General features: G+C 68.6%; 12 protein-coding genes and 1 pseudogene. 6 read left to right on the top strand and 7 right to left on the bottom strand.

Features of this window, described 5'->3' with window-relative positions; translation table 11 throughout:
- Positions 1-42: 42 nt before the first annotated feature.
- Positions 43-2562 carry a molybdopterin-containing oxidoreductase family protein gene (locus tag CCN35_RS01435; RefSeq protein WP_169721323.1) on the bottom strand — a complete coding sequence of 840 codons (2520 nt, stop codon included), beginning with the start codon at positions 2560-2562 and terminating at the stop codon, positions 43-45.
- Between the two features lie 110 nt (positions 2563-2672).
- Entirely contained in the window at positions 2673-3389 is a 717-nt protein-coding gene (locus CCN35_RS01430; RefSeq protein WP_067389678.1) for a glutamine amidotransferase-related protein, read from the bottom strand.
- A gap of 777 nt (positions 3390-4166) precedes the next feature.
- Here CCN35_RS01430 and CCN35_RS01425 point away from each other — a divergent pair.
- Both CCN35_RS01425 and CCN35_RS01420 read left to right on the top strand, forming a co-directional pair.
- Positions 4167-5732 (top strand): MFS transporter, encoded by a 1566-nt coding sequence (locus tag CCN35_RS01425; RefSeq protein ID WP_067389681.1) that lies wholly within the window; start codon positions 4167-4169, stop codon positions 5730-5732.
- Positions 5733-5843: 111 nt separating this feature from the next.
- On the top strand, positions 5844-6245 hold the full coding sequence (locus CCN35_RS01420; RefSeq protein WP_067389781.1) for an ArsR/SmtB family transcription factor: 402 nt from the start codon (positions 5844-5846) through the stop codon (positions 6243-6245).
- Positions 6246-6329: 84 nt separating this feature from the next.
- On the opposite strand, the gene aepY is transcribed toward CCN35_RS01420, so the two are convergent.
- Genes aepY through CCN35_RS01400 form a run of 4 tightly spaced genes read right to left on the bottom strand, consistent with a single transcriptional unit; the run spans position 6330 to position 15887 of the window.
- Positions 6330-7433, bottom strand: a complete 1104-nt coding sequence (gene aepY / locus CCN35_RS01415) for a phosphonopyruvate decarboxylase (protein ID WP_067389683.1) — start codon at positions 7431-7433, stop codon at positions 6330-6332.
- Positions 7430-8113 (bottom strand): DedA family protein, encoded by a 684-nt coding sequence (locus CCN35_RS01410; RefSeq protein WP_067389686.1) that lies wholly within the window; start codon positions 8111-8113, stop codon positions 7430-7432. The genes aepY and CCN35_RS01410 overlap by 4 nt, the downstream gene beginning before the upstream one ends.
- 44 nt (positions 8114-8157) lie before the next feature.
- On the bottom strand, positions 8158-9198 hold the full coding sequence (locus tag CCN35_RS01405; RefSeq protein ID WP_067389689.1) for a ketoacyl-ACP synthase III family protein: 1041 nt from the start codon (positions 9196-9198) through the stop codon (positions 8158-8160).
- 29 nt (positions 9199-9227) lie between these two features.
- The gene (locus CCN35_RS01400; RefSeq protein WP_086791295.1) at positions 9228-15887 is read right to left on the bottom strand and encodes a type I polyketide synthase; all 6660 of its coding nucleotides are present in this window, start codon (positions 15885-15887) and stop codon (positions 9228-9230) included.
- Positions 15888-16343: 456 nt separating this feature from the next.
- Here CCN35_RS01400 and CCN35_RS01395 point away from each other — a divergent pair, with 456 nt between their 5' ends.
- Positions 16344-16559, top strand: coding sequence for a hypothetical protein (locus tag CCN35_RS01395; RefSeq protein WP_086791293.1), 216 nt, complete (start codon positions 16344-16346; stop codon positions 16557-16559).
- Positions 16560-16596: 37 nt separating this feature from the next.
- The gene (locus tag CCN35_RS01390; RefSeq protein ID WP_067389696.1) at positions 16597-18078 is read left to right on the top strand and encodes an NAD(P)-binding domain-containing protein; all 1482 of its coding nucleotides are present in this window, start codon (positions 16597-16599) and stop codon (positions 18076-18078) included.
- Positions 18079-18153: 75 nt separating this feature from the next.
- Here the strand turns inward: CCN35_RS01390 and CCN35_RS01385 are convergent, their stop codons facing one another.
- On the bottom strand, positions 18154-18903 hold the full coding sequence (locus CCN35_RS01385; protein ID WP_067389784.1) for an SDR family oxidoreductase: 750 nt from the start codon (positions 18901-18903) through the stop codon (positions 18154-18156).
- A gap of 116 nt (positions 18904-19019) precedes the next feature.
- Here CCN35_RS01385 and CCN35_RS01380 point away from each other — a divergent pair, with 116 nt between their 5' ends.
- Together CCN35_RS01380 and CCN35_RS01375 are read left to right on the top strand one after the other, a co-directional pair.
- Positions 19020-19373, top strand: a complete 354-nt coding sequence (locus CCN35_RS01380; protein ID WP_067389699.1) for an ArsR/SmtB family transcription factor — start codon at positions 19020-19022, stop codon at positions 19371-19373.
- Between the two features lie 627 nt (positions 19374-20000).
- Positions 20001-20640 (top strand): annotated as a pseudogene (locus CCN35_RS01375) (class I SAM-dependent methyltransferase).
- Positions 20641-20714: the final 74 nt, after the last annotated feature.

Raw genomic sequence — 20714 nt, 5'->3', positions numbered from 1 at the left:
CTCCAGCGGTGGGAACGGATGGTGCCGGGCTCGAGCGGCGGATCAGGCCTTGACGACCCGGCAGGCGAAGCACTTGAAGGCCTGCTGGCCGGAGAGGTTGTCGTAGTAGCGGTCGTCGAGAAGGGTGTTGGCCGCCTCGTAGCGGGGGTCGTCGAAGAGGTCACCGACCTTCTGGGCGGGTCCGAAGGTATTGGGGACGAACACGGTGTCCGGCCTGATTCCCTTCCACAGCAGTGCGGTGCCCGTCACCGAGCCGCGCGGGCTCTCGACGCGGACGTCGTCGCCGTCGCGGATGCCGGCACGGCGGGCGGTGTCGGGGTGAATCTGGATGAAGCGGATGCCGTTGAGCTGTTTTCCGGTGGGCGTCCAGTGGGTGACCTCGGCGAAGTGCACGGCACTGGGCCGACCGGTCATGCCCATGAGGGGGAAGGCGCGGTGCACCGCGTCGTCGCCGGGCACCCCCAGGCGCACCGGGTGGGTGACGGCCTGGGGGTTGACGGGATTGGTGACGAACGTACGGCTGTAGGCAAGAGTGGGGTTTCTCCCCGTGACCTCGGGATGCGTGTAGAAGACCGGCAGGGCGCTGTGCCCGGTGACGGCCAGCTTCTTCTCCAGTTCCGGGGTGAAGAACTCGACCTTGCCGCTTGGAGTGAGGAAGCGTTTGCCCCGGTGGGCCGGGTCCAGCGACTCCGCTGCCTCGTACCAGCTGGGGTGGTCCAGATACAGGGTGCTGACCCCGGGGTGTTCGGGCGTGGGGCACGGCCAGCGCAGCGGCTCGGCGCGTTTCCGCATCCGGGTGCGGGTCATGCCGCCCATGCCGGGGGTGTGGGCGACGAAGTCGTCCCACAACTCCTTGTAGTCCATCCAGCGTTTCGGAAACGCCTCGCGCCACTCGACGGCGGGGCGGCGGGTGTCCAGCTCCGCCAGGGCGTGCGCCAGGCCGATCCAGATCTCCCAGTCCGGCCGGGACTCACCCACCCGGTCCACAACCTGCTCCTGCCAGCGGATGGCCCGGTCGTCGCGGCGCATGTAGACGCCCTCCATCTCCAGCCCGCTGCACACCGGCAGGATGATGTCGGCGTAGTACGCGGCCTCCTCCATGAACAGACCTGTGTAGACGTAGAAGTCGAGCTGCTCGAACGCCTTCTTCACCTTGGTGGTGTTGGCGGAGGACACCAGCGGGTTGCCCTGCGTGATCACCGCGCGCAGCCGGTACGGCCTGCCGGTCAGGATAGATTCGGCGAAGTAGTCCGGACCGACCGGCAGTGCCTCGCGCCGCTCGGGCACCTCGGCCTTCAGTGGCGGCAGGTGCAGGTCGCCGGGCCAGGTGTTGTGCATGAAGTTGCAGCCACCGCCCGGCCGGCCGATGTTGCCGGTCACCGCCGCCAGGAACGCTGCCACCCGGTAGGTGTCGAACGCGCCGAGCTGGTGGGAGATGCCTGCGTTGCAGAAGATTGCTGCTGGTTTCGCCGTCGCGTACTCCTCGGCCATCTCCCTGATGGTGGCGGCATCGAGACCGGTCACCTTCGCCGCCCATGTGGGGGTGTACCGGCGCTTCCTCAGGTGTGCGCGCAGCTCGTCGAAGCCGACCACCCACCGTTCGACGAACGCCTTGTCGTACAGGCCTTCCTCCACGATGTGGTGGAGCATGGCCAGCAGCAGCGCGAAGTCGGTGTGCGGCTTGGGTGCCACCCACCGGTCGGCCACCGCTCCGGTCGGGGTCAGACGCGGGTCGACCACGGTCAGGGTGGCCTTGGTTCTCTTACGGCTGCGCAGCAGGTAGTCGAAGGTCACCGGGTGGGTCTCGGCCTGGTTGGTGCCCAGGAGCAGGTAGTGGCGAGCCGAGCCCAGGTCGTCCCTGCCGGTGGCACCGTCGATGCCGTAGCCGTTGGTGAAGGTGCCCAGACCGAAGGTTGCCGCCAGGGCGTTGCCCCCCGCGTCGTTGCAGACCGGGCCGACATCGGTGTTGTTGGGGCTGCCCAGCATCGCGAACAGACGGGCCACCAGCGATCCGGTGCCGCGGGGCAGACGGCCTGTGGTCCGGTTGGCGATGGTGTGCGCCTGGCCGGCGTCGCGCAGGGCCAGCAGCTTTCCGGCGATGGTGCGCAGGGCCTCGTCCCAGCTGATGGCCTCGAACTTTGAGCTGGGCGACCCCTTTGCGCCGGAGACGCGACGCAGAGGCCGGGTCAGTCGTTCCGCGTTGTAGACCAGCTGGGGCATCAGCTCCGCCTTGACGCAGACCTGACCCTGTTGCACGGGGTCCTTGTCCTCGCCGCGCACAGCGAGGATGCGGCCGGCCTTGAGGTCGACATGGAGGCGGCAGTTGGAGTTGCAGAACTGGCATGCCGTGGCGACGGTCCTGTCCGGGCTCAGGGCGGCGGAGTGATCGGTGAAAGCTGCCCGTGGAGCGCCGCTGGAAGCCGTCGCGTCCGCTGCCGCGGGACCGTCGGCGGCATGCGTCGAGAGCACCGGAAGCAGAGCGGGGGCACCGAGACTGGCACCGCCGATGACGCTGCCGCGGACGAAACCGCGCCGGGAGAGGCCGTACTGGTCGGACTTCATGGCGAGCTGGGATCCTTCCGCACGGTGCGGGACGAGGTGGGCACGGCGATGCCCGGGCCGTGCGCACACACGACGCACGGTCTCACAAGGCCGCAGAGGGGTTGGGGTCGTCAGCCCGTCGACGTCGGTACGGCACCTGCCTTGGTGCGTACGGCCGACAGGAACGCGTTGAGGATCTTGTGCTCGGCGCCCGGTGCGGAGGACAGCTCGGGCTGGAAGAGGCTGCCTATGAAGAACGGATGGCCGATGAGCTCCAGGGCACGGGGTGCACCGTCGACGTCCCAGGCATTGATCTGCAGGGCGCCCTGGTTGGCGGCGCTCATGAAGGCGTCGGACAGCCCGTAGTCGCAGTGGAAGATCTCTTCCACCTCGGTTGTGCCGTAGAGTGCGGCGAGACGGGAGCCCTCTTTGACTCTCAAGGGTGCCTTTTCGCCGCGGAAGGAGCACTTCAGCGGCGTGACCAGGGGCATCAGCTTCTCGGGATTCTCGTCCGCACCTTCCGCCTCGGGCAGGTGCAGCACGTTCTGTGCATATTCGATCAGGGCGCTGAAGAAGCCGCCGCAGGTGCCCAGGAACGGCACCCGGTTCTCACGTGCGTGCCGCACGGCGATGTGCACGCCCCTCTGGTTGACGTACGGTGCTCCGGGCACCACCCAGATGCCGTCGAAGCTCTCCAGCGGGGAGGCGTCGTGGATGTCGGTGGTCGGAACCCATTCAGTGGCCAGATCCCACTGCTCACGCATCGCGTCGATCTTCGGATGGGACGGCTCGTTATGGTTGCCGCGGTCGCCCACCAGGGCCAGGCGTGGCTGAGCAGAGACTGACATCGCTTTCCCTTTCGAGGATTTCGGGAAGGGGCTGGAACCAGCCGTCGCCAGCGGCGGCCCCAGCCTCGTGAGCGCAGCAGACAGCGTGCCGACGCGTCATACCGCGCATGCATCAGGTGTGTTCTGAGGTGATGTCAGGACCGTGCCGCCACGCACGGACCCCGGATGTGAGACGAGGAGCAGGCCCCTATCGCCGTGCCGGCGAGGGCGTGGCTGTATGTGTTCGCCTGCCGGATGTACGCATGTGCTCCAGTCCCCCTGAATACCCCGTTGTAGGGCCTTTTGTGCAGGCCCCCGTGCTGCTTCTCGCCAAATGTATCGATGACGGTCTAAGTGTTCGAGGGTTTCTCTGCTTGCGGGGGGCGTTTTACGCCAACTCTGCAGTCCGTCCCGGGGTGTGTGGTCCTCGATGGGTTTGAAGTGTTGAGAGGCGGGCTGAGCAGGGGTGTTGCCATATGTGACTGGTGCACGCGGAGAGCTCGACACGGTGACACCCGAATGGGTGAGGCGAGTGCCCGTGCGGGCCTTGCTCGAGATGTGTGCACCTCGTGGGGGCGGTTTCCCGGCCGGGAAGGGTGGTTGTGGAGAGATCGGTCAGATGGCTGAATCTGGCGCACAAACTCGGCCGATATTAACAGCGATCGCTGTTGATATCAGGAGGTGCTGCTTAATGTGGGGGTGGTCGGAGGCCGGCCTGCCTCACATCCCCCGCAGTCACGGTCGGCCTCCGGAAAGCCCTGTCCGGGCGTCGACATGACGCGTTTGAGGAGTATGTGAGTGAACAACTCCGCCGGCCATCCCCGACGATGGCAGATCCTGAGCATCCTGTGTCTGAGCCTGGTGCTGATCGGCTTGGACACCTTGATCCTGAACCTTGCCCTGCCCAGCATCCAGAAAGATCTGAACGCCACCAGCAGCCAGCTGCAGTGGACGGTCGACTCCTACGCGCTGGCCTTCGGCGGGCTGTTGCTCATGGCCGGTGGTCTGTCCGACCGTTTTGGCCGCAAACGGCTGCTGTCCATCGGTCTGGCGGCCTTTGCGCTGACCAGCCTGGGTGCGGCATTCGCGTCCAACGCCGAGCTGCTGATCGTTTTCCGGGCTCTGATGGGTGTCTCGGCGGCACTGATGATGCCCGCGACCCTCGCCATCATCAAGGACGTCTTCCCGCCCGAGGAGCAGGGCAAGGCGATCGGCATCTGGTCGGGTGCGGCGGCCATCGGCGTTCCGCTCGGGCCGCTGGTCAGCGGCTTGCTGCTGGAACACTTCTGGTGGGGCTCGATGTTCATCATCAACGTGCCGCTGGCCGCCGTCGCTCTGATCGGCGGCGCCAGACTGATCCCCGAGTCCAAGGCTGCCGGTCACCCCGGCCTGGACCTTGTGGGAGCCCTGCTGTCGGTGGCCGGCCTCGTGGCCATCGTCTACGGCCTGGTCGAGGCCCCGCACAACGGATGGAGCGACATCATCACGCTCGGTTCGCTCTTCGTGGGTGTGGGCCTGATGGTCGCCTTCCTGGTGTGGGAGCGACGCACCACCTACCCGATGCTCGACGTCGGTCTGCTCCTCAACTCGCGTTACGGTGGCGGGGCCCTGGCGATCGCCTGCACCTCCTTCGGTCTCTACAGCGGCCTGTATCTGCTCACCCAGTACCTGCAGTCGGTGCTCGAGCTCGACCCACTGGGCGCGGGCGTGCGCATGCTCGCCATCGGCACCATGATGATCGGCGCCCCCCTCTCCGCGAAGCTGGTGGAGCGCACCGGGCTGAAGAGTACGGTCGTGTTCGGTCTGCTGCTGTGCGCCGCCGGTCTGGGAGTTCTGGCGGGCCTGCAGGTCGAGGACGAGGCCCAGGCGCTGTGGGGGCTGGCCGTGTTCGGTTTCGGCATGGGCATCGCCCTGCCGGCCGCCGTCGACGCCATCCTGATGGTCTCCGCCGCCCGCCAGGCAGGTGCAGGCTCCGCTGTGGCGGACGTGGGGATGCAGGTCGGCGGTGCGCTTGGTATCGCCGTCAGCGGCAGCGTGATCGCCACGTTCTACCGCGACGATCTTCCGAAGACGGCGCAGCTGCCCGGTGAGGCCGGAGAGGCGGTACGCGAGTCGTTGGCGGGAGCATCCGTCGTCGCCCAGCAGCTGGGCGGTGATACCGGCCGACGGGTGCTGGAGGCCGCCCAGCAGTCCTTCGTCGACGGGTTTGCCCCCACCTTGATCATCGCCGTCGGTGTCGCAGTCGCCGGGGCATTGGCCACGGCTTTCATTCTGCCCAGAGCCCGCATCGCCGACGGTGACGGCATCGGACAGGCCGAAACCGCCGTCGTGCACAACAGCACCGACGCTCCCGCAGCTTCTTGATCACCCGGGCTCAGCACCATGCGTAGGATCGAATCCGCGGTCCGGCCGGGCCTGTCCGGCAAGGACGGGCCGGGACCGGAGGGCGGTGCCGGCGTGGAGAGGGAGGTGGCGATGGCCCGGCCGTCGAAGCTGAGGGTTGCGGTCAGTGATCCCGCCCAGTGGCTCAGCGAGCGCGAACGGGCCCGGATGCTGGCCCCCAAACTCCGGGCGCTGGCGGACGAGACCCGTTTGATGCTGATCCTGCTGATCGCGCAGCGTCCCCGCACCGTCAAGGAGTTGCAGGAGGCCACGGGCTTGAGCCAGACGCTGGTCAGTCATCATCTGGCCCCTTTGAGGGAACAGCAGCTTGTCCAGGCGATCCCCAAAGGGCGCAGCAACCAGTACGTGATGTGCTGCCAGACCTTGGCCGAACCTCTGCGCATGTTCGCCAGCCTGGCCGCGATGGACCCCGAGACCGTGGCGGCATGTCTCCAGCCGGAGGCCGACCGTCCCGCCCCGGCACAGGGCGCCTGACGGCACGGGCACGAGTCGATGAAGGGGGTGGTGCCCCGTGCGTTCGGTGCGGGGCACCACCCCCTTCATCCGGCAGGGGCCGGGTCACTGCCGGAGACTGTCCTGGAAGCGGTCCCGTATGTCCAGTGTGCTGAGCGCGTTCGTCGCACGCGGGGGAATCGTCCCTGTCCTCGGTAGCGTCTTCACGTTGATCAGGTGCGGACCCGGAACAGCCTGGGCCTGTGCCATCGCGCTCCGCACCGCGTCCTCGCTGTCACAGGTGACCGCGCTTGCGTAGCCGGCCGCCAAGGCCATGTCCGGGAACGAGGTGGTGGCCGAGGTGGTTGCCTGCCCTCCGGTCGACTCGTGGATCCGGTTGTCGAGCACCACGTGGATCAGGTTCGCGGGAGCGGCATGGCCGATCATCGACAGCGCTCCCAGATGCATCAGCAGTGCACCGTCCCCGTCCAGGATCACCACGGTCCGCTCCGGGTGCGTCAGCGCCACTCCCAGGCCCAGGGACGAGGCATGCCCCATGGAGCCCTGCATGTAGAAGTTCCTGGGGGAGTCAGCCACGGCGAAGGTGTCCCGGCCGGTGTAGCCGGTTGTGGCGATGACGGCTGCCTGGGGAGTGGTGGCAACGACGACGCGGATGGCCTCCGCGGCGGCGAGTCCTTCACGGTGCGGATCGTTGGCGGCGGCAGCCTTGCCGATGGCTCCGCGCTCCACCAGCACAAAGGGCGCGCGCTGTTCCGCCAGATCCTTTTCCGCTTGTTCGAGAATCAGGGAGAACTCGTCCGGGCCGTCCTTGGCGTACAGGGTGTAGTGAGGCGTGTGGATGCTGTCGAGCAGTCCCGGAGTGGCCGGACCCATCACCGCGTGCTGGGGCTCGTCGGTGGCCGGGTCGGGCCAGCCGCGCAGGCTGGTGAAAGTCAGGATCGGCAGCTGATAGGTCATCACCAGTGAGGTAAGCGGGTTGATGAGGTTGCCCAGGCCGGAGTTCTGCAGCATGACGTAGGCACGTCGTCCACCCAGCGCGGCGCCCGCGGCCACGGCCAGAGCGCTGCCTTCGTTCGGGGCGGGTACGTAGCGGCCGGGCTGGGTGCTCAGATGGGCGATCGGACCGCCGAAGTGGGAACAGGGCACCCCGCTGGCGAGTGAGAAGCCATGGTCGGCGAGGAGGGCACAGAAGTCCTGGGCTGAAATCATGAGTGCGGCAGCTCCGTTTCAGTGGTGGTGGACGGTGCGGGGGGTGTGGTCTCGGTGTCACGCGCCCGGCGTCGCATCTTGATGCCCTCGACGATGATCGGAACACCGGAGACCAGCACGATGCCGATCACGATGGTTTCGATGTTGTCGCGGACGAAGGCGACTTGGCCCAGGTAGTAACCGACGAGCGTGAGGCTGACCGACCACAGCACCGCACCGATCACGTTGAACAGGAAGAACGTGCGGTACGACATGCGTCCCACACCGGCGGTGATGGGAATGAAGGTGCGGAAGACGGGGAGGAAGCGGGCCATGACCAGAGCTTTCGGGCCGTGCTTGAGCATGAACTCCTGGGCACGCTCGGCGTTCTCTTGTTTGAAGAAACGAGAGTTGGGCCGCCGGAACAGTGCGGGCCCCACTTTGCGGCCGAAGGCGTAGCCGAATTGGTCGCCCAGCACGGCGGCAACAACGATGGCGAGCATGACCAGCCACAGGGGCTGGTGCAGGATCCGGTCGTTGGCCACCAGCAGACCCGCGGTGAACAGCAGCGAGTCACCGGGCAGGAAGAAACAGACGATCAACCCGGACTCGGCGAACACCGTGGCCATGATGCCCAGCAGACCGGAAGTGGATATCAGGGCTTCGGCATCGAGCAGTGGTGAGGAGGCGAGAGAAGACATCGACGTTGACCCCCTGGCGTCACACATGGTGGTGCGGCGCGGAGTTACGAGGTGGCCCAGGCGGGCCGCTGGTCGATGCGGACGACGGCGCAGGTGATGGACACCCCGCCGCCGTGTGCCACGATCAGAACGTGGTCACCGGGACCGACCTGACCGGTCTCCACCAGGTGGGTGAGGCCGATGATCTGGTCGTTGACGGTCAGATGGCCCAGGTTGCGGCCGAAGTCGAGCAGGCCTTGCTCGGGGGAGAGCCCCATCGGGTCGAGGATGACCTTTAGATAGCTCTCCTGGCCGGTGAACACATGGCAGACCCGAGCGACATCGCTCGGCTCCAGGTCCGCCTCGGCCAGGGTGCGCAACGCGATTTCGGTCCGCAGCTCTCCTTGACGGCGCACGACTTCGGCGACCGTCTCCTCAAGTCCACCGGTGGCGGCCAGCCGCTCCTTGAAGTCGATCCCGCGGCCGAGCGTCAGTGACGGCGGGAAGAGCGGCTCATTGCCCCGGTACTGTTCCTCCACTTCAGCGGTGGAGCCGGTGTTGATCGACAGCAGGCTCGCAAATCCGTCGGCCTTCGACAGCAGTACGGCACTGCCGGCGTCACCCACGACACCGTTCTGAATGCCGAACGCCCACCGGTTGAAATGCGGAGTGCCGACATTGTCCGCACCGGTCAGCAGTGCGGCGGTGCGCTCAGGGACGGCCTTGAGGTAGCAGGCGGCCAATTCCAGTGAACCGATCAGGCCGCTGCAGGCCTGCCAGACACGGAAGGAGGGCACGTCGCGATCGGTGAGATGCCGCAGGATGTAGTGCTGCGGCGACCAGCCTTCCGGACCCTGTTCATGGCCGCATGCGTGAATGTGCAGGTCGATGTCGTGCGGGTGCAGTCCGGAGCGCTCCAGAGCCTGCCGGGCCGCGGCGATCGCCATGTCGGGCGCGGGCATGTCGCCGGCGACGGCGGCGCCGGTCCAGCCGTAGAACTCGTAGTCGTCGGCGTCGTACAGTCCGAGCTCCACCGCCTTGCGGGCGTCGACGATCTCCGGGATGTAGGTGCCGAGTCCGGCGATGCGGATGTCGGTGGTCTTCATGGGCAGAGAGGTCCTCGTCACTCGCCCGGTCAGGCCGGGGTGTTGGTGGAGTTCAGTTCGGTGGTCAGGGCCTGGGCGATGGTGGTGAGGGTGCCGTCCTTGAGGAGTTGCACCATGGGCAGCCTGACTCCGTAGCGGCGTTCGATGCGGTTGCGCAGTTCCACGGCCATGAGGGAGTCCATGCCGAGCCGGTTGAGGGGCCGGTTGATGTTGATGCGTTCCGCGCGCAGTCCCATCACCGCGGCGACCTCCTGCTTGAGGAAGTCCAGCAACTCCCCGGCCGGCGCCGCGGAAGCCGTCACAGGCCTCGGTGCCGTCGTGGAGGCGGGCACGGACGGTGCGGGCGCCGCAACGGAAGCGGGAGCGAGGGGTGGGGCGGTGGGCCGCCGGGACTCGGCGGGATCGGCGGCAGCGGGTACGGCGGGCACGTCCGCCCGAGTGTCTGATGCCGCCGCGTGCTTGTCGTCCGTTCGTGTGTCCTTGAGAAGGTGCCTGAGCAGCGGCGCGGCAGCGGCAGACGGATAGGCACGCGCCCATGCGGACCAGTCCGCCGGCAGTACTGCGGTGTGCACCCGGCCCTCGGCAAGGATCCTTCCGAGCAGCGCCAGCCCTTCCTCGGGGCTGAAGGAACGCATGCCCTGCGGAAGCAGGGTGCGCTCCTCCCGCTGTTCCGCGCGGGCCACCATGCCGACGCTGTTCCAGAAGCCCCAGTTGACGACGGTGGCCGGCAGCCCGTGTGCGTGCCGGTGGTGGGCCAGGGCGTCGAGGAAGGCGTTGCCGGCCGCGTACCCGCCGAGCATGGGCGAGCTGAGCAGGGCGGAACCGGAGGAGAACAGCACGAAGGCGTCCACCGGTTCCTCGCGCAGCAGCCGGTGCAGATTCCATGCACCGGAGACCTTGGCAGCCAGTACCCGGTCGAGTTCGGTACCGGTCATCTCGCTGAGCGGGATGTAGTCGATGACGCCGGCCGCGTGGAAGACACCGCGGACAGGGGGCATTCCCGTCCGGCGGCGGGAGGCGAGCAGCTTTTCCATGGCGTCCGCGTCGGTGACGTCGACGGCTTCGTAGGTCACCTTCACACCGCGGGCGCTGAGCTGCCTCAGCACGGCGACCGCTGCGGCCTGCGGGTGGTCCTCCGCCAGGGGCAGGTCGGGGCGGGGCATCGGGCGTCGGCCGGTGAGCAGCAGGTGCCGAGCACCCTGATCGGCCAGCCACAGTGCCAGGCGACCGCCGATGCCGCCTGCTCCGCCCGTGATGAGGTAGGTGCCGTCGGCATGGATGGTGACGGGCCGGGGCCGTGTCCCGCGCACCGTGCTGGTCGCCGTCTCCTCGAATGACAGAACGATCTTTCCGGTGTGACGGGACTGAGCCATCAGCCGGAAGGCGTCCGAGGCTTTCTCGACCGGGTACACCGTGTGCGGCAGCACCTCGACGGCGCCTTGGTCGACCAGGGCGATGGCCTCCCGCAGCATTCGGCCGGCCCGTTCGGGTGCGTGCCGGACCATGTGGACGACGTCGATGGCGTGGAAGGAGAGGTTGCGGGCGAATGCTCCCAGCGACAGCCGGTTGTTGTCGAGAATGTCGCGTTTGCTCAGCTCGAGGTAGTGCCCGTACGGGGCCATGAGCGACAGGTTCGCTTCGATGGCGTCACCGGTCAGTGTGTTGCAGATGACGTCGAAGCCCTCTTCGGCGGTGGCCGGTTTGAAGGCGTCGACGAAACCCAGGCCGCGGGAATCGGCCACCTGTTCCACGCCGAGCTTCCGCAGCAGCTTACGCTTGGCCTCGTTGCCGGCGGTGGCGAAGACACGGGCTCCCTTCCAGCGGGCCATGCTGAGCAGTGCCCGCCCGGTGCCGCCCGTGGCGGAGTGAATGAGGATCTTCTGGCCGCGCTCGAGGCGGGCCAGGCCGTTCAGCGCGTGGTACGCGGTCAGATAGGCGGCGGGCAGGGTTGCGGCCTCGGCGGCGGTCAGCCGCGCCGGCTTCGGTGCGGTCAGGCAGCTGCGTGTGATGGCCTCGTGCGCCAGCGCACCCTCGGCGATGGCGACGACCTCGTCACCCACGGCGACATCGGTGACGGCGCTGCCCACTTCGGTGACCGTGCCGACGCACTCCCACCCCAGCACCGGCGGGCGGTTGTCCTGGCCGGGGTACATGCCCAGGCTCATCAGTACGTCGCGGTAGTTGACGCCGGCGTGACTGACCTGGATGCGGACCTCGTCGGCAGCCACGGCGCGCGGCGGAAGCTCGGACAGTTGCAGGTCGTCCAGAACACCGGGTGCCGGCAGCGACAGCGCACGCGGTACGGCGGCGCCGTCGGCATCCGGACGCAACCGGGCGGCAAGGCGCCGGCCTTCGCGCAGGGCGACCTGGTCCTCGTCGTCGGCGCGCTGCAGTACATCGGCCAGAGCCGGGATGCTGGCGGCGGACCGGTCGAGATCGACCAGACGGGGCGTCAGCGAGGGAGCCTCGGCGGCCAGGGTGCGCCCCAGGCCCCACAGCACCGCTTGGAAGGGATGGCGCACCCGCTCCCCGGTGCCGGTGGCCTGGGCGAGCTGGGTGACCAGCCACAGCGGTGGGTTCCCGGACGAGTGGTGCTCCAGCGCCCGGGTCAGAAGCAGCACACTGTGGGCGGACAGGAGCTGGGCACGACGGATCTCGGTGGGTGTGGCGTCCAGGCCGGCCTGGGCGTCCAGGGCCCACAGATGGACGATGCCGCGGCAGGTGCCGTCACGGGTGACATCACCCAGAAGCTCGCGGTAGTGCGCCTCTTGCGACGGGTCGATGCGGTAACGGTCTCCGGATCCCGCCATACGGCCTGCACCGGCGGTGACGGCGACCACGCGCTGTCCACGGTCGGTCAGTTCCCGTATCAGCGCGCGGCCGGTGGGGCCGCTGTCGGTCAGGACCAACCAGAAATCGTTCTCCGCGGGTGTGCGTGCGGCACCCGCGGGCAGGGCGACTTCTTCCCACGCGAGGGTGTGCAGCCAGGTCTCGGAACCGCTGTCGGGCGTGGGGGCGGAGGGCGTGCCGATCGCTGTCACGGGAACCTCGTGGCGGGGATGCAGCAGAGCGGGGGAGCGGCCGGCCAGGTACTGCAGGCGCAAGCCGCGTATTTGCGTGATCAGGTGACCGCCGTCGTCACGGATGTCGATGTCGGCGACGAAGGAGTCCTCGCGCGGGGAGGGCAGCAGCCGGGCGTGGCTGAACATGGACACTGCCGGCCGCTGGTAGAAGCGGACTTCGTCGATGCCGCCGAGGACGAAGACGCCGTCCTCACCGGGGACGGTCAGCGGCCGCGCCGCGGCCATGGAGTGGCCACTGGCGTCCAGCAGCGCCGGATGGAAGTGGTGACGGGCAAGGTCGTCGATGAGGGCGGGAGGGCAGGAGAGACGGGCGAGGACTTCGCCGTCGGCGCGCCATAGCTCTGCGACGCCCTGGAAGGAGCCGTTCCATTGGTTGCCGCGTTCGGCGTTCCACGTGTAGAAGTCGGCCGCGTCCTGGTGCTGCGGCAGACGGGCGCGGATCGCCTCAAGTGCTTCGGACGGCTCCGGTGCGTCCTCGGCCAGAGCACGGACGCGGGCTTCGGTGTGCAGGATCCAGTCACCCGTGTCGGGGGCCTGGCTGTCGATGCGGCAGTGCAGTGAGCCGTCCGGACGCGGGGTGGCCGTGACCCTGACCTCCGGTGCGGGACCGTCCTCGTCCAGGAACAGCGCCCGGTGGTAGTGGACGTCGGACACCGACAGGGCGTCCGACCTCAGCATGGTGCTGGCCGCCGCGGAGACGAGCTCGAGATGGGCGGTGCCCGGCAGGATGATCGTGTCCTGGACGCGGTGGTCGCGCAGGTAGGCGTTGTCCGCCAGGCTCAGCGGTCCCTGCCATACGCGGCTGGTTCCCTCGGCGGGCCGCGGTCGCCCCAGCAACGGGTGCCGGTGCTGCTTTGCCGGTTCCTCCGCGGTTGGCGCGACCGAGGAGGGCGCGGCAGCGGATGCCGCGGGAGCATGGGCGCGGTTGATCCAGTAACGGGTGCGCTGCCAGGGGTAGGAGGGCAGCGGCACATGGCGTCCGCCCTCGGCCAGCCGGTCGAAGTCGAGCGGAGCGCCGACGGTGTACAGAGTGGCCGCGGAGGTGAGCAGGCAGGCGCGTTCGCCGGTGTGGCGGCGCAGGCTGCCGACCGCGGTGATGTCGGCACCGGTGTGCAGGCGGCCGGTCTCGCGGATTCCCGCCACGAGCAGGGGGTGAGGGCTGACCTCGATGAACACGGTGTCCCCGAGGTCGAGCTGGCCCCGCACGGCGCCGACGAAGTCGACCGGCTGGCGGATGTTGCGCACCCAGTAGTCGGCGTCCATGCCGGAGCCGTCGATCACCTCGTTCAGCAGGGTGGAGTGCAGCGGGATGCGGCCCGCACGCGGGGTGAGGTGGGACAGTTCGGTGAGAAGATCGTCGCGCAGGGCGTCCATGTGCGGGCAGTGCGAGGCGAAGTCGACATTGACCCGTCGGTTGTCCACGCCGCGGGCGTCGAGGGCGGCGAGCACCCGGGCGAGGGCGTCGCCGTCCCCGGACAGCAGAGTGGAGGTGGGGCTGTTGATGGCCGCCACGGCGACCTTGTCCTCGAAGCCGGCCAGCGAGGCCGCGGCCTCATCGGCGGGCAGTGCCACCCAGGCCATGGTCCCGCGGCCGGACAGACGTTTGGCCAGTCGGCTGCGGCGGCAGATGACGGCGGCGGCATCCGGCAGGGACAGCGCTCCCGAGATGTAGGCGGCGGCGGATTCGCCCATGCTGTGACCGATGACCGCATCCGGCTCGACGCCCCAGGAGCGCCACAGTTCGGCCAAAGCGATCTCCATGGCCCACAAGGTGGGCTGGACGACGTCGAGTTGCTTGAGGCGTTCCTCGTCGGCCGCGCGCAGCAGTTCGATGACCGACCAGCCGGTCTCGGCGCTGATGGCGTTGTCGCAGGCCTTCATGGCCTGGGCGAACGCCGGTTCCGTGTCGAGGAGTTCGCGTCCCATTCCGGGCCACTGCGAGCCCTGGCCCGGGAAGACGAAGACGATCCGGGGACGGGCACCGGGGTCGGTGTAGTCGCTGAAGGACAGGCCGGGTTCGTCCTCGCCCTCGGCGAAGCCGCGCAGCGCGGCGGCTGCCTCCGCGTGGCTGTCGGCGGGCAGTGCCAGCCGGGCGTCATGAGTGGTGCGGCGCCGTGCCGCGGAGTAGCAGATGTCGCGCAGGGAGTGCCGGGTGCCCGGCCCGTCGAGGTAGTCGGCCATGCGGCGGGCTGCCTCGGTGAGGACCTCGGGGCTCATGGCGGACAGCACCAGCAGCTCGCTTCGCTGGTCCGGCTCCTCGCTGTCCCTTCCGGTTCCGGCCGGCTCGGGGGCGGCTTCCAGGACGAGGTGGGCGTTGGTGCCGGAGAAGCCGAAGCTGCTGACTCCGGCGATGGCGGGCCGGTCCCGTTCGGGTATCGGAGTGACCCGAGTGGGAATGGTCAGCGGAAGGCTGTCCCAGTCGACGGCCGGGTTCGGGTTCTTCAGGTGCAGGGTGGGCGGAACGGTTTTGTTCTCCAGGCACAGGACGGCCTTGATGAGCCCGGCGATGCCGGCGGCCGCCTCGGCGTGGCCGATGTTGGTCTTCACCGAGCCGACCAGGCAGCGTCGGTCCGGGGCGCGGGGCCCGACGACATCGGCCAGGGCCTCGAGCTCGACCGGGTCGCCCACACTTGTTCCGGTGCCGTGGGCTTCGATGTAGTCGACGTCGGACGGGTCGATGCCGGCGTTGGCGTAAGCACGGCGCAGCACGTCGCGCTGGCCCTCGACGGAGGGGGTGACCAGGTAGCCGCTGCTTTGGCCGTCGTTGCCGACGGCGGAGCCGCGGATGACGGCACGGATGCGGTCGCCGTCGGCGAGAGCGGCGGACAGGGGTTTGAGCACGACCGCCCCGATGCCGTCGCTGCGGACGAAGCCGTCGCCGGAGGCATCGGCGAACTTGCAGCGGCCGTCGGAGGCGAGCATGCCGGCGCCGGAGTAGACGATTCCCTCTTCCGGTAGCAGAACGATGTTGACGCCGCCTGCGATGGCCAAGGGACATTCGCCCAGCCGGAGGGCCTGGACGGCATTGTGGACGGCAACCAGCGCGGAGGAGCACGCGGTGTCCACGGTGAGGCTGGGACCGCGCAGATCGAAGGCGTAGGACAGGCGGCCGGAGGTGATGGCACGTGCCGCCGCGCCGGTCATGGCGTACAGGTCCAGCCGGTCCCGGTCCTCGTACTGCAGGTGCCAGTAATCCCCGCCGAGCTGTCCGATGAAAACGCCTGTGCCGGTGCCCGCAATGCGCGACAAGGGCTGCCCCGCGTCCTCGAGGGCTTCGTAGGCGACCTCCAGCAGCAGGCGCTGCTGCGGGTCCATGCGGTCGGCTTCCCGGGGAGAGATGCCGAAGAACTCCGCGTCGAAGGCGTCGATGTCGCGCAGCAGTCCGCCCCACCGGCTCACGGTGCGGCCGGGGGTGCCGGGTGTGGGATCGTAGACGGCGTCGACGTCGAAACGCTCAGGCGGGATGTCCGTGATCGCATCGCGGCCCTGAAGCAGCATCTCCCAGAGCTCTTCAGGGCTGGTGGCACCGGCAAAGCGTCCCGCCATGCCGATGATGGCGATCGGTTCGCTGACAGGATCAGCCGCGCGTGCCGAGTCGTGAGGCATGGATGTCCTTCCGGGCATGGTGTAGCCGTTTCACTGGTGAAGCAGCACGGAAGGAGCCGCGGTGGGTACGTGGCGGGCCGGCGGCGACCGGACCGGTGGCGGGCGTACGCACCGAGGGCGCGTGGGCATCGACGGGGGAGGGGACCGGGTCCGCGGGGAACGGTGTGAGGCGTGGCGAACGCGTCGTTCCCTTCACAGGCCGGACATGGCTGTCGGCACAGCCACCGATCCTTGTGTTGCTACGGTGCGGACCAGATGACCCGCGCCGAGCACCCCCGTTGTTTCGACATGTATCGAGATTGGCTCGTTGCGGCTCCCTGTGCAACGCGACACAGAGTGATGCTCGTCACAGTCGCCGACTCTTCGAGGCAAGGTTGACATTCATCGAATCAAGGGCGACTCTGGAGTCTTGATTCGTTGTTTATCTATATAAGCGGTCGTGGTGAGACTCCTCGCGTGGCCGCTCGGACACTCCGCGACAGAAAGCCGATCGATCCGATGAGCGATTCCGCCACCCCGCCTCCGGAGGGCAACGAGCAGGCCACAAGCGCCTGTTGTGCCGCGATCGCCGCATTGCAGCGCCGGGCGCAGCAGGACGCAGCCCTGCACGTGCGGACCGACACCGGTGACCCGGCCACCGCGTTGCCGACCGAGTCCGTGCACGATGCCTGACCGACCACCCCACCCTTTTGCGAAAGGACACCGCACTGTGGTTGCCCACAGCCTCGACCGCCTTCCTGTGGCCGTGATCGGAACCGGCCCCGTCGGCCTGGCCGCCGCCGCGCACTTGGCCGAACGCGGGCTCCCTTTCGTCGTCGTGGAAGTCGGTGACGCCCCAGCAGCAGCGGTGCGGGCCTGGTCCCACATCCAGATCTTCAGCCCGTGGGAATACAACATCGATCCTGCCGCCCGTCGCCTGCTCGAGGCAGCAGGATGGGAAGAGCCCGACCCGTCGGCCCTGCCCACCGGTGGCGACCTCGTCAAGCAGTACCTTCAGCCGCTGGCCGAACTGCCGGACCTGGCGCCCCACATCCGTTACGGCGCCGAGGTCACCGCCATCAGCCGCCTCGGCATCGACCGGCTGCGCACCGCCGACCGCGAGAAGACCCCCTTCGTCCTGCGCCTGTCCGGCGGTGAGGAACTGTTCGCCCGCGCCGTCATCGATGCCTCCGGCACCTGGCGCCAGCCCAACCCGGTCGGTGCCAATGGGCTGCCCGCCCACGGCGAAACGGAAGCCGCGGCCTGGATCAGCCACGCTCTGCCGGACGTCCTGGGCAACGACCGGTCCCGGCATGCCGGCCGTCACACCGTTGTCGTCGGAGCCGGGCACTCAGCCGCCAACACCCTGCTGGCCCTGGCCGAACTGGCCGACTCCGAACCGGGAACCACCATCACATGGGCCATCCGGGCCGCCGACCCGAGTGCTTCCTTCGGCGGTGGCAGTGACGACGAACTGCCCGCTCGCGGCGCGTTGGGCTCCGGCCTGAAGATGCTCGTCAGCACGGGCCGAGTCACCCTTGCCGCGAATTTCCGCACCCACACCATCCGTCGCCTCGGCGACGACCCGACCCGCCACCAGGTCGAACTCGTCTCCCGCGGCCACGACGGCAGCGAACAGACCATCGTCGCCGACCGGATCGTGGCCGCAACCGGCTTCCGGCCGAACCTCGACATCACCAGAGAACTGCGCCTGGAACTGGACCCGATCATGTCCGCGCCCCGTGCGCTGGCTCCGCTGATCGACCCCAACCAGCATTCCTGCGGCACCGTCACTCCGCACGGTTACCGCGAACTGGCCCATCCCGAACCGGGTTACTTCACCGTCGGCATGAAGAGCTACGGCCGTGCGCCGACCTTCCTCATGCTCACCGGTTACGAACAGGTCCGCTCCGTCGTGGCCGCCCTGGCCGGTGACATGGAGGCCGCCCAGTCGGTCGAACTGAAACTTCCCGAGACCGGAGTCTGCTCGGCGACCGCCGGCGCAGAGGCCATCGCACAACGGCTTGGCCTGAGCAAGGAGCAGAACGAGCAGCTGCTGCGCGCCACCGCGAAGCACCTGGGCACCTCGTCCAGTGCCGCGGACGCCGTCCTCAAGGCTGCCACGGAACTCGGCATCGACCACACGGCGGCTCTTCAGCTGGCCGCTTACGCCGCCGAGCGGTTCGACGCGCCCGGCGCCTCCGGTTGCTGAGTCACGTCCGAGTGCTGAGTCACGGCTGTCTCTCCCCCTGCCTCAGCCGGAGGGGAGACAGCCGCGTCCGGTGGCTCAGGTCGTTCGATGCACTTTGTGCTGGGCCGCCTGGGCCCTGGGCCGCACCACAAGCAGGTCGATGTTGACATGCGGGGGGCGGGTCACCGCCCACGTCACCACCTCGGCGACGTCCTCGGCCACCAACGGGTCGGGGACACCAGCGTAGACGGCGTCGGCCTTCTCCCGGTCCCCGCGGTAGCGGTTGAGGGAGAACTCCTCGGTGTGAACCATCCCCGGGGCGATTTCGATCACGCGCAGCGGCTCCCCGCACACCTCGAGACGCAGCGTTTCGGCCAGCACGTGAGCGCCGTGCTTGGCCGCGCTGTAACCGCCTCCCCCCTCGTAGCAGGTGAATGAGGCGGTCGAGGAGAGGACGACTACGACGCCGTCCCCCGAGGCCCTGAGCCGGGGCAGCAGCGCCTGCGTCATGTGCAGTGCGCCGACCACGTTCACTTCGTACATCGACCGCCAGTCGGCGGGATCCGCGTTCTCGACGTACTCGGTCCCGTACGCTCCTCCGGCGTTGTTGATCAGGACGTCACATGCCGGAAGTCGCTCCGCGAAGGCCGTGACTGCCGCTCTGTCGGTCACGTCCAGTGGGAACGCCTGGGCTGTTCCGCCCTGGTTCTGGATCTCTTTGGCGACTGCCTCCAGCCGGTCGGCCCGCCGTGCGGTCAGTACGACGTGGAAGCCTTTCTGCGCCAGTGCCCGCGCCGTTGCCGCCCCGATGCCGCTGCTGGCTCCGGTGACAACGGCTGTCCTCACGGCCCTCGTCGTGTCGGCAGTATCCCTGTCGGTCACGCTCCCCCCAGCCTCTGATTAGACGCACATCTAATCAGAGGATCTTGGCAGGGAGTGACAACGAGTGTCAACATAGATGCATGTCGAAGCTAGCGCAGTCGGTGGCAGGTGCCTCCGCCCCGCCATGCTGCCCCTCCCTCACGGAGCGGGAGCTCACCGAAAAAGAAGCCGAGATCGCGGCCGCCATGTTCAAAGCGCTGGGGGACCCTGTGAGGCTGCGTCTGTTCTCCAAGGTCGCCTCTCATCCTGACAGGGAAGCCTGTGTATGTGACATCGCGGATGTCGGCGTCTCTCAGCCCACTGTCAGCCACCACTTGAAGAAACTCCGCGAAGCGGGGCTGCTGCTGTCCGAGCGGCGCGGAACCTGGGTCTACTACCGAGTCGCGCCCGCCGTCCTTTCCGCGCTGTCCGGTTTCCTCTCCATGCGTGACTGATCGAATTCCTGCTGAATCTTCCGGCTCGGTGCCGGAGGCAGCCGGTGGCAGGCCGGGAGTATGCGGTACACACGAGGCGGCGGCCCGACTGCCGGGCGGCAGGGCCATGAGCGTGGCCGGCCGCAGGCGGTGGAACGCTCCACGCGGGGCGAGAAATCGCGGCGATCGCTGTGGATCTCCCGTGAGTGCACGCTCGGCGGAGCGCCGGCGCCGAACCTGAGGCGAGTACGGCCTGCAGGGCCTGGCTTCGATGGAGCCGGAGGGCCGTTCCAGGCCGACCGTCGGCACAGTTCGTGGTCCTGCCGACGCTTCCTCAGCGCAGGTCTGACCTGCGGCCACGCCGGACTACGAGACGTCCGAGTATGTGGACCGCGCTGTGCAGGTCGGTCGTCGCGGAGGCGCTGATGCCGTCGATCTCGCCGAGCCGGCTCTCGGCCTCGACGCGTCCCCGACGGGTGAGGAGACCGGCTTCCGGCTTGGTGAGCCGGACAGATGTCCCGGAGCCGACGTCGAGCGCCGTGCAGCGAATGCAGGCTTCTCCGAACCGACGACAGCCCTGGGTGAAGGGACGGGAGGAAGATCATGACTTCCCGCTGCGCCCCGCGGCCGGGGGCTAACGTCGTGGACATGAAGGGACGCGCTGTCCTCGGCACCACCCGCGAGGCCTACGACGCCGTTGCCTTCCGCGTATGCGCAGATGTTCCGCGACGAACTGCGGGACAGGCCGCTGGACCGCGTGATCCTGGGGGCCTTCGCCGAGGTCGTACGTGCGCACGGGGACGGGCGGGGCGCGGACCTGGGGTGCGGTCCTGGCCGCATCACCGCCCACCTGGAGGAGTCGGGGCTGGATGCGTTCGGCGTCGACGCCTCCCCCGCGATGATCGAGCCGGCGCGGCGGGCCCATCCGCACCTGCGGTTCGCGGTGGGTTCGACGACCGCGCTGGACATCGCCGACGGCGTGCTCTCACGGTGGTCCGCCAGCCGCACTCCGCCGTGGGAACTGCCCGTCGTCCCGGCGGAGTTCCGCCGCGTGCCGGCACCCGGCGGCCACCTTCTGATCGGCTTCCCGGCCGGCGACGGCCCGTCCCGTCCGACGCAGGTCTTCGACCACGCCGTGGCACCGGCCCATCGGTGGTGGCCCGATCATCCCGCCGCGATGCTGCGCGAGGCCGGGCCGGCCGAGGCGGCCCGGACGGTGCGCGAGCCCCAGCCCACCGGCCGACGGCAGTTCCAGGAGGTCCACCTGCTCGCCCGCAAGGCCCGGTAGTGCTCCATCGTGCCGGGTGATTCCGCCCGGTGGCGGGTGCCTGCCCGGCAACACCTCATTCCCCCACGAGCCTC

Source organism: Streptomyces thermovulgaris (assembly GCF_002155915.1).
Lineage (GTDB): Bacteria > Actinomycetota > Actinomycetes > Streptomycetales > Streptomycetaceae > Streptomyces > Streptomyces thermovulgaris.
This window is presented reverse-complemented; position numbering and strand designations above follow the sequence as displayed.

What these genes read in the sequence shown, in the direction of transcription:
- CCN35_RS01435 (WP_169721323.1), bottom strand. Translation starts at nt 2,562, where the DNA reads ATGAAGTCCGACCAGTACGGCCTCTCCCGGCGCGGTTTCGTCCGCGGC.
- CCN35_RS01430 (WP_067389678.1), bottom strand. Translation starts at nt 3,389, where the DNA reads ATGTCAGTCTCTGCTCAGCCACGCCTGGCCCTGGTGGGCGACCGCGGC.
- CCN35_RS01420 (WP_067389781.1), top strand. Translation starts at nt 5,844, where the DNA reads ATGGCCCGGCCGTCGAAGCTGAGGGTTGCGGTCAGTGATCCCGCCCAG.
- aepY (WP_067389683.1), bottom strand. Translation starts at nt 7,433, where the DNA reads ATGATTTCAGCCCAGGACTTCTGTGCCCTCCTCGCCGACCATGGCTTC.
- CCN35_RS01410 (WP_067389686.1), bottom strand. Translation starts at nt 8,113, where the DNA reads ATGTCTTCTCTCGCCTCCTCACCACTGCTCGATGCCGAAGCCCTGATA.
- CCN35_RS01405 (WP_067389689.1), bottom strand. Translation starts at nt 9,198, where the DNA reads ATGAAGACCACCGACATCCGCATCGCCGGACTCGGCACCTACATCCCG.
- CCN35_RS01400 (WP_086791295.1), bottom strand. Translation starts at nt 15,887, where the DNA reads ATGCCTCACGACTCGGCACGCGCGGCTGATCCTGTCAGCGAACCGATC.
- CCN35_RS01380 (WP_067389699.1), top strand. Translation starts at nt 19,020, where the DNA reads ATGTCGAAGCTAGCGCAGTCGGTGGCAGGTGCCTCCGCCCCGCCATGC.